Here is an 8,670-nt window from a genome sequence, read left to right on the forward strand (position 1 = left end):
TGAATTTTACGTAATAACCAATAAAATGAAATCCCGGTGTGTAATTCAGCACCGGGATTTTTCGTCTAGCATTTAATTTTCGCGTAAAAATCTAATTAAAGAAGACCTTTTCAAGTGGCGTATAGACACCGTTTTTTTGTACTAGTGATTCAACTGAATCACAATACTGCAGATGCCCCTCCTGCATGAACCCAGCCCTGTCAGCTAATTCCTCCACCAGGCTAAGGATATGGGTAGTAAAGAAAATCGTTCTGCCCTGGCGTTTCTCTTCCTGAATAATCTCCTTGAAGCGGTACACCCAGAGTGGATCAAGTCCATTGGTTGGTTCATCAAGAATTCGCAGCGGGACGTCCGGTAACAGCGCCTGCGCAAGCGAAAGACGCTGCTGCATTCCTTTCGAATATTGTTTAATCTGCATATCTCGTACATCAAATAAGCCAACCTGGTGAAGAGCTTCAGTCACTTTTTCATCACTTATTCCTCTTAACCTCGCAAAAAAAGTCAAAACTTCCAACCCCGTCAGCTGGCGTGGAAAGAGCATTTCATCCGGCATATAGGAAAATAGTTTTTTAAAACTTTTACTCTGCGGTTCAACTTTTTTACCGTCCATAAATACCATGCCCGCAGTCGGCTTCATAATCCCTGTAAGCATTTTGATCAATGTACTCTTGCCTGCACCGTTTCCTCCGCAGAGTGCAAAGATTTCAGGCTTGTCGATTGAGAAGCTGATGTCAGTAATCTTCTTGGTCGGACTATAATGCTTTGCCAATCCTTCTATCCTGATCCATTCCTTGCTATTCATCCTCAACACCCCGTTTAGTCCTGTACACAGAATATAGGACAGGCAATATCGTCCAAAGCAAAACAGCAAAAACAAATAACGTTTTGCCTATCAATCCATCTGCCCAGATGGTTAAATCATATAATCGTGGCCCGAATACCGATGCTCCATCCAGCGACAGGATCGATTGGACGCGAATCAACTCTACTGGATTGAGAAAGATGGACACAGTCAGCATTGGCAGCAGCAATTGCTTCACTATGAATATGCTCAACCCCATAATGATAAATTCGTAGAAAAGCACAAGGAAGGCCCAGACAATCAAGCTGATCCCCAGCGCCTGGAACCGCGTTTTGGCCACTATGCCAATCATCATCGCCAGCGACAGGAAAATGGCCGCCAACAGAATCGAATACATATAAAACAACACCAGCAAAGAAACAGAAACTCCCCCGCCGACGAAGAAGATGACGAGCAATGCTGCACCATACCCAAACGTCAATACAGACCAGACCGCAGCAAACAAGCCTGCATACTTGCCCAGGATAACAGCCCATGGGGAAATCGGATATGTCAGCAGCAGCGTTAGCCCGCGGTCTTCCTTTTCACCTGACAAAAACAAGCTGCCGATCAGCAAAGACAGCAATGGAATCAACAGTAAGTTGATATTCAGCAAGCTGGCCGTCATCCTGTTAAATCCATCAAACCCTGTTCCTCCTGTGTTGCCCAAAAAAGCGACCATCACGGCCAGGGATGAGAACAATAAACCAAAGCCGGCAAGCCAATGGCTTCTCATCATCAAGGTCAACTGCTGCCTCGCGATGTGCCTCATTGCCCCCAGCTCCACTCATGTTTCTTTAATGAATCATAATCCAGCACTTCGCCCATTCCCTGTTCCTTCACGTAATTTTCAGCGCTCTCCCTGTCCTTGAAACTGACTACACCATTTGCCATCGGGGTCCAGAAATCGGGATGGTACGCATGATAGGCTTTATCCAGTTCAATCCATTCGCCCGAACCCACGTCCCGTACATATTTTTTCGCTGCACTTTCTTCCTTAAGCAATGGCTCCATCTCCAGGAATTCATCCATACAGCCTATATCATCAAATTTATATATTTCGCCATCGGCTGTGACAATCTCTGTCGCATAATGCTCATGGGCAAGACCCATATTGCAAACCTCGCACACATCAATTTCCGGGTTTATTTCCTCCGGTTCCATCGCACTGTTATTGCAGCCCGACATAACTCCAACAGAAATCATCAACAGAATTCCAAGCTTTTTGATCATCGCAGTTTCCTTCCTTTCACAATCACGAATATCGAGAACAAAATAAACAGTATGCCTAATACGCCTGGAATCATTCGGTCCTTGCTCCGCTGTTCTGCTTCCTGAATCATGATTACCGGCTCTACCAGCGGGCGGGCATCATATACATCTGCTGCCCCAAAAGAAGGAAATAAAGCCTCTGCCTTAGTCCACAGCTTGATCGAGGGACTTTCAAAAAAGAATTGCCAGTACGGCTGTTTCCTCAATAGGCGATCATACAGTGAACCGGCCTTGTACGCTTCTTCTCCCACTCCATCACCTGAAAGGTCAAAACTGCTGTAATCATCCCAGTAGTTTCCCTTCACACCATCATCCAGCCTCATATCGTCCCCGGAAATCTTCGACTGGACGACATTCCCGATAAAATTGTTTTCTGAGAACGTGTTATTTTCATTCTTTCCCATGAATTCAAGGCCAACTTGATTGGCGGCAATTTGATTTCTGCTGATCAAGGTATCGACCCCATATTCCAGGGACAGTCCTGTGCTGTTTCTAAGTATTTCATTGCCCTCAACCTGAACATTCTTCGTTTCATAAATCAAGATTCCGTAGCCGCGGAAATGAAAATGGTCCGTCACCTTGTTTTGGATGAAGTCAATATGAGCTGAATCCATCACCATGAACCCGGTCACATTATTTTCAACATGATTTCTCTCAGCTGAAATTTCCTCACTGAACATAAAATGCATCCCATAGCGTGATTCACTCACATGATTCTCCGACACCTGGATGCCTTTAGTAAAATCAAAGTAAATCCCATCCTGTACATAGGCGATTTCATTTCCTTTCAGAAAATGACCGCCTCCCTTGAAAATGTGAATACCGTTCCCACGCTTGGAGAAATGTGCTTTGTTGCTTGTTATGCTATTTTCAATCAGCTGGTTTTCATTGCTGTTCGCTATATAAATTCCATTCTGGACATTTTTAAGTGTATTGTTCTTGATTAAACTTCGGTCGGCACTTTGAATGTAAATTCCGCTGTCCTCCTGGCCAGACCCGCTGTTCTGGATTGTGAGTCCATCAATAACCACATTGGAAGCTGTGACCGTGATAACATTCCCTTCTCCACCGCCACCAATAATTGCTCCACCTTCTCCTTTTATAGTGACTTCCTTATTGATCAAGACACTTTCTTTGTATAATCCAGGGGAGATTAGAATGGTATCCCCATTTTTGGCATTGTCGACAGCTTCCTGGATTGATTGGCCGACCTCCACTTTGAACTCATCGGCATAGGTGTGAATGGGGATGAGCATTAGAAGCAAAAAGAAATTAAATGCAAGCGGCCCTGTCAGCCTCCACATACAGCTGCCTCCTCCCTGTATTATTCTCTTTTTTAAAATTAGCAAAAAAATGTGATGAAACCTTGAAATAATTGTTGGGAATCGTTGAAGTTAATGAAGAGATTTATAGTGAAAATAGGGGTAAACTAGTTGAATCTGCAAAGTTTTCAGAATAATCAAAAGTAAATGTGTCTATTTTGTGACAAATACAATATAATGTAAATAATATGTAAACCTTACTAAGGGTTAAGGGAGGACCTGGACATGACAATTGTTCATATTTTAAACTTCTCCATTCCGATTGCAATGATGCTTGTAATTGGCTTTGCTGTCGATAAAATGTGCCAGCCGGATACGCCAGAACAGGAAGCCGAGTAAACATTGCCGGTTTCTTTTTTTTGTGAATGCTAATCCGCTATGCTTCCTGACTTACACAAAAAGAGCAAGATTCTCCCTGGAATCTCGCTCTTTTTATTAGTTTTTTACCACTTCGGGCGTTGTTTTTATAAAAATCTTGTTTCCCTGAATGAAGAACAGGATACTTCCGAGCACCACCAAGGCTATGAATGAGAATAATACGGTCCCTCCTGCTTCACTCAATATATAACCTCCCGCAATCGGACCGAGAAAATGGCCAATTCTCCGGAATTGCGCGGCTCCGAAATAGGTTCCACGCAGTTCATCAGTTGCGAGCTGATCGACGAGATAACTGCTTGAGGGAAAGATCAGGATTTCTCCTATTGTGATAAAGACAATGGCCAGTATGCCAGTATACCATCCCGTTACAAACCCGAATGACAGCATACCCACCGACAGGAAGACTGCTCCGGCCATCATGACCTGCATCGTCTTGAACCTTTCTGCGTAGTGGCTGATCGGCATCTGCAGCAGGACGACCATGACCGCATTGATGGACAACATCACTGAATAAACGAATACGCCGTTCGCGATCGTTGATTCCAGGTACTGCGGGACATTCGATTCCATTTGGGAGTAACCAAAGTTAATGATAATTGTTCCTAAAATTAAATACCTTAACGCTTTATCTTTGCCTATGATCTTCAGGGAGTTGGCAATCGTTACTTTAGAGGCATTTTCGCTTGCTGGATTTCCAAGATTGTACTTTTTCATCATTAACGCCAAAATCAGTAAATATATGAAATACATAATTCCTGTTACCATGAAAGCTGATTTAGCTGACACCACTGCAAGATAGGCACCGAGCAACGGTCCCACCGATGCTCCGATATTGATCGCCGTATACCTTAGAGAGAATGCTCTCATGCGTTTGCTCTTTTCCGTCAAGTCGGCAATCAGTGCCTGCCCAGTCGGTTCGAAAAACGACCCACTCAAGCCATTCAACGCATTAAGCACAATGAACCAGCCCGGGGTTTCCGCGACCATGAAGCCGAAATAAACGAGCGACATCGAAAACAATGAACCGATCATGACCGGTTTCCGGCCAAATCGGTCAGACAAATGGCCGCCCAGGAAGCCACCAATCACTCCCGATAATGGACTGATTCCAATTGTAATTCCAATAAGTACAGGGTGTAAATCAAGATTCCTAGAAAGATAGATCGCCAGGAATGGCAGCGTTGCGAACGCTGAACCCCTTGCGAGAACTGTTCCGCTTAGCAGTACCCATACAATCGGATGGAATTGCCGGTAATAGCTTTTAAGTTTATTCATTTCTTTTTACCTCGTAATTTTAGATTCCTAAATCATAGCAAATATCCAAAATTATGAAAATACCCTTGGTAAAATAAAAAACCGCCACCATATTGCATGGCAGCGGTACTACAAATTATTGTCCAGGATTATTGCTTGTCCGGGGAAGGATTAAAATCTCTACACGACGGTTCCTTGCTTTGCCCACTGCGGTATCGTTCGTAGCCACTGGCTGGAATTCACCAAAGCCCTTGGCGCTGAACCAGCGCGGGTCAAGCTGTTCATTTTTTAAAATGATTTTCATGAATTCGACGGCACGCATTACGCTGAGTTCCCAGTTCGATTCATATCTCGCGGTCCTGATTGGCACATTATCCGTATGACCGCTGATAATGATGTTCCTCGGAGGTTCCATGACCAGTAAGTCCGCAATCTCCTTTGCGATATTTATATCGGAAGTACGGACCTCTGCCCTGCCCGATTCAAACAGGACATTGTCCCGGATTGTCAGCAGCAATCCCTCATCAGTAAGCTTTGTTTCAAGCTTATCTGTCAGCTTTTTCTCTTCTATATAAGAATTGACCTTCTGCTGAATCGCCAGAAGTTCCATCTGGTCCTTGGCGATATCATCCTCATCCTCGTCATTCTTTTCAACATCTTCCTTGCGCTCATCCGGCGATTCCATCTGACCTTCAGGCATCGGGCTCTGGAACTCGAACACCCCTGTCCCTCCAGCAAAAACATCATTAAAGGCCTTCGAAAGCTGCTGGAACTTAGTGGCATCGACCGAGCTCATCGCAAATAGAACAATGAACAATGCGAGCAGGAGAGTGAGCAGATCGGCATAAGGGATCAGCCAGGACTCATCCATATGCTCCTCATGATGCTTCTTCTTCCTTTTCCTACTCATCCTTCTCCACGCTGCTTTCTTCGAGGATCATCTTCCGTTCGCCAGCTGGCAGATAGGAAGCAAGCTTCTGCTCAATTACCCTTGGTGCTTCACCTTCAAGGATTGAAAGAATTCCCTCAATCATCATGTATTTCACTTGTGCTTCCTGTTTTGATTTGCGCTTCAATTTATTGGCGAAGGGATGCCATAAAACATAACCAGTAAAAATCCCCAATAATGTTGCTACGAAAGCAGCACTGATTGCTCTGCCAAGCTCATCGGTATTGTCCATATGGCTTAGCGCCGCAATCAAACCAACTACCGCTCCAAGAACCCCTAGTGTCGGAGCATAAGTGCCAGCCTGGGTAAAAATGGCCGCTCCGGAAAGATGGCGTTCTTCCATTGCTTCAACTTCTTCTGTTAAAACGTCCCTGATGTAGTCGGCACTCTGGCCATCCACGGCAAGCGATAAACCATTCTTTAAAAATTCATCATCGATTTCACTTGTCTTCGCTTCAAGTGCAAGCAAACCTTCTTTACGAGCTAGCTGGGCCCATTCAGAAAATAAACGGATCAATGAAGGTAAGTCGGCACTTTCCTGTTCCTTGAATAATATCTTGAAAAGCTTTGGCACTTTCTTCAATTCATTTGCAGGAAAGGCAATTGTTACCGCTGCAACAGTACCCACGATTATGATTAAGATCGCTGCTGGATTGGCAAGGGCGGTTACACTTACGCCTTTGAACACCATCCCGACTCCTACCGCAATGATCGCTAATATGACACCAATGATCGACGACTTATCCATGTACGACTCCCCTGTCTGCTTTACTTCTATTTCTGTCTCTAGATTTTAACTGTCATAATATCTCTATTTATTTCGACATATTTTTAAAAATCTTAAGTGATGGCGACTAAAAATAATTTTTCGCAAACAATAAAGATTCAGATTTTTTATGCCGATATAATAAATGTGAATACAAAGAATTTCTAAGGAGGCTTTTACGTGGAGGCTATTCTAAATCTCCGCAGGCAGGATACGAAAAAGAAAAACATCTTGATGCTCAGCACTTATTCGATATCCTTGATTGCGACAGCTGCATATACTCTCATCGAAAAAGAACCAATCATCAAAACGATGGTTTATGTAAGTGAATTATCATTTTTTGTACTGTTTTTCCTGATACTCCAGCTCTGGCTTAAGAAGGAGTCCTTATACCCTTATGCCGCTTTTGCTGCGATCTTCATTCATCACTTCTTTTATATCGGAATGTTCGGAGGCAATGGGGCATTTTTGCTCGTCCTGCTGTTCCTGGCAGTCTTTTCAGCCATTCATTTTGATATAAAAATCTTTGTTACCGGCTTCAGCCTGGGTCTTGTTGCCGTTGTCTTGAACACCATGCTGGCGACAGAAAACCAGGACTTTTTAAGCAGCACCTTCACGGCGATTTTACTTTGTTATATTTTGATTGGCGCCGTTCTGTTCGTCTTGATCCGTTTGAACAAGGCTGCCTTTAAATCGCTGGAGACCTTCCTTGCTGATTCTGAAAACGAAAAGGCCCGTAAAGAACAGCACAGCGCTTTGCTCCATGGTGAACTCCTTGTCGTAACGGAGAGTCTTGGCAAAATCAACGAGCAAATCCAGACACACCTCTCCTCTCAGACAGAAATGAAAATCGCTGTTAATGAAATTTCTGCTGGCAGCCAGGTACAGACGGAACAAATCAATCAAATTTCGGAGAATGCAGAGCTGACGAAGCAAAGAATGGATGAAATGTCGGATATGTCTATCCTGCTCTCTGACAATACTTTGCAGGCAGCTAAGGCTTCCGAAAGCGGCTCAGTTAAAATCAACGAGCTTCAGGGCGACATGAAAGAGCTTGCTTCTTCGATTTCCGAGCTGAGCCAGACATTCTCCATGCTCACAAAGAAAATTGAGGAAACGAACGGCTTCATTGTCAACATCCGCAACATCACAGAGCAAACCAATCTGCTTGCCTTAAATGCTTCAATCGAAGCAGCACGCGCTGGCGAAGCTGGGAAAGGATTCTCAGTCGTTGCCAATGAAATCCGTAAGCTAGCGGAAATGACAAAAGAAACTGCAATCCAGATTACCGAAAACCTTACTGCTGTGAACGAAACAAACTCTTCAGCTCTTGAAAAAATGAACGACAGCAGCGAAAAGCTTACAGAAAGCCGTTCCGCAGTCGAAGAGGTTTCCGGTTTCTTCGCAGAAGTCAGTGGTACACTTCGTGAGCTGACAAACCAGTTTGGCCAATTTGAATTAACTGTCAGTGATGTTAAAAACCAGACAGGCGATGTCGAAGCATCAACACGTGAGTTAGCTGCCATTATCCAGCAGGCAACCGCAGGCCTGGAGGAAATGAATGCAACGATTGAAACATTGAACGACGATAACGAGACAATCGCAGCATACGTAAGCCAAACAGCAGCTGCTGCAGAAAAAATCAAAACGCTCGGAGCGTAATAAGAAAAGCGCAAGCGCCTTGATCAGCCCCGACAAGCGCTGCCCGCCTATAACTCCACGTCCTCCCAAAAGCTACCGCTTTCGGTCGTGCGATGAATCGCTTCGAAGCTTTCCTTATCCTGTGGCTGGCGGGTCTAGCACATCGTGTGCCTCGGAGGGCCTGACAGTGAAGTCGTTCTTTCTTCATTGGCAGGACCGAAATCGAAAAGTATAGCCGACTGCCCAG

The 8,670-nt window shown here is 44.5% G+C and carries 8 protein-coding genes; 1 reads left to right on the plus strand and 7 read right to left on the minus strand.

Going from position 1 to position 8,670, the window contains the following annotated elements; genetic code table 11:
* Positions 1 to 91 precede the first annotated feature (91 nt).
* From TY49_RS20220 to motA, 7 genes are all read right to left on the minus strand, one after another.
* Complete coding sequence (locus TY49_RS20220; protein ID WP_041967712.1) at positions 92 to 802, minus strand: ABC transporter ATP-binding protein; 711 nt, start codon at positions 800 to 802, stop codon at positions 92 to 94.
* Complete coding sequence (locus TY49_RS20225; protein ID WP_041967713.1) at positions 795 to 1,613, minus strand: ABC transporter permease; 819 nt, start codon at positions 1,611 to 1,613, stop codon at positions 795 to 797. Before TY49_RS20225 ends, TY49_RS20220 begins: the two co-directional genes overlap by 8 nt.
* Positions 1,610 to 2,074, minus strand: a complete 465-nt coding sequence (locus TY49_RS20230; RefSeq protein WP_052442247.1) for a nitrous oxide reductase accessory protein NosL — start codon at positions 2,072 to 2,074, stop codon at positions 1,610 to 1,612. The genes TY49_RS20225 and TY49_RS20230 overlap by 4 nt, the downstream gene beginning before the upstream one ends.
* Positions 2,071 to 3,417, minus strand: coding sequence for a right-handed parallel beta-helix repeat-containing protein (locus TY49_RS20235; protein WP_052442248.1), 1,347 nt, complete (start codon positions 3,415 to 3,417; stop codon positions 2,071 to 2,073). The genes TY49_RS20230 and TY49_RS20235 overlap by 4 nt, the downstream gene beginning before the upstream one ends.
* Before the next feature lie 453 nt (positions 3,418 to 3,870).
* A complete protein-coding gene (locus tag TY49_RS20240; RefSeq protein ID WP_041967714.1) occupies positions 3,871 to 5,088 on the minus strand; it encodes an MDR family MFS transporter in 1,218 nt (405 codons plus the stop codon).
* 115 nt (positions 5,089 to 5,203) lie between these two features.
* On the minus strand, positions 5,204 to 5,977 hold the full coding sequence (gene motB, locus TY49_RS20245) for a flagellar motor protein MotB (protein ID WP_041967715.1): 774 nt from the start codon (positions 5,975 to 5,977) through the stop codon (positions 5,204 to 5,206).
* Positions 5,970 to 6,764 (minus strand): flagellar motor stator protein MotA, encoded by a 795-nt coding sequence (gene motA, locus TY49_RS20250; protein ID WP_041967716.1) that lies wholly within the window; start codon positions 6,762 to 6,764, stop codon positions 5,970 to 5,972. The genes motB and motA overlap by 8 nt, the downstream gene beginning before the upstream one ends.
* 198 nt (positions 6,765 to 6,962) lie before the next feature.
* Between motA and TY49_RS20255 the strand changes: the two genes are divergently transcribed.
* Entirely contained in the window at positions 6,963 to 8,444 is a 1,482-nt protein-coding gene (locus TY49_RS20255) for a methyl-accepting chemotaxis protein (RefSeq protein ID WP_041967717.1), read from the plus strand.
* The last annotated feature ends 226 nt before the right edge of the window (positions 8,445 to 8,670 follow it).

It is taken from the genome of Mesobacillus selenatarsenatis SF-1, assembly GCF_000813125.1.
GTDB classification, from domain to species: domain Bacteria; phylum Bacillota; class Bacilli; order Bacillales; family Cytobacillaceae; genus Mesobacillus; species Mesobacillus selenatarsenatis.

Bases quoted from the DNA above. Each gene is read 5' to 3' on its own strand.
- TY49_RS20220 (WP_041967712.1), bottom strand. From the start codon at position 802: ATGAATAGCAAGGAATGGATCAGGATAGAAGGATTGGCAAAGCATTAT.
- TY49_RS20240 (WP_041967714.1), bottom strand. From the start codon at position 5,088: ATGAATAAACTTAAAAGCTATTACCGGCAATTCCATCCGATTGTATGG.
- TY49_RS20225 (WP_041967713.1), bottom strand. From the start codon at position 1,613: ATGAGGCACATCGCGAGGCAGCAGTTGACCTTGATGATGAGAAGCCAT.
- TY49_RS20230 (WP_052442247.1), bottom strand. From the start codon at position 2,074: ATGATCAAAAAGCTTGGAATTCTGTTGATGATTTCTGTTGGAGTTATG.
- TY49_RS20235 (WP_052442248.1), bottom strand. From the start codon at position 3,417: ATGTGGAGGCTGACAGGGCCGCTTGCATTTAATTTCTTTTTGCTTCTA.
- motA (WP_041967716.1), bottom strand. From the start codon at position 6,764: ATGGATAAGTCGTCGATCATTGGTGTCATATTAGCGATCATTGCGGTA.
- motB (WP_041967715.1), bottom strand. From the start codon at position 5,977: ATGAGTAGGAAAAGGAAGAAGAAGCATCATGAGGAGCATATGGATGAG.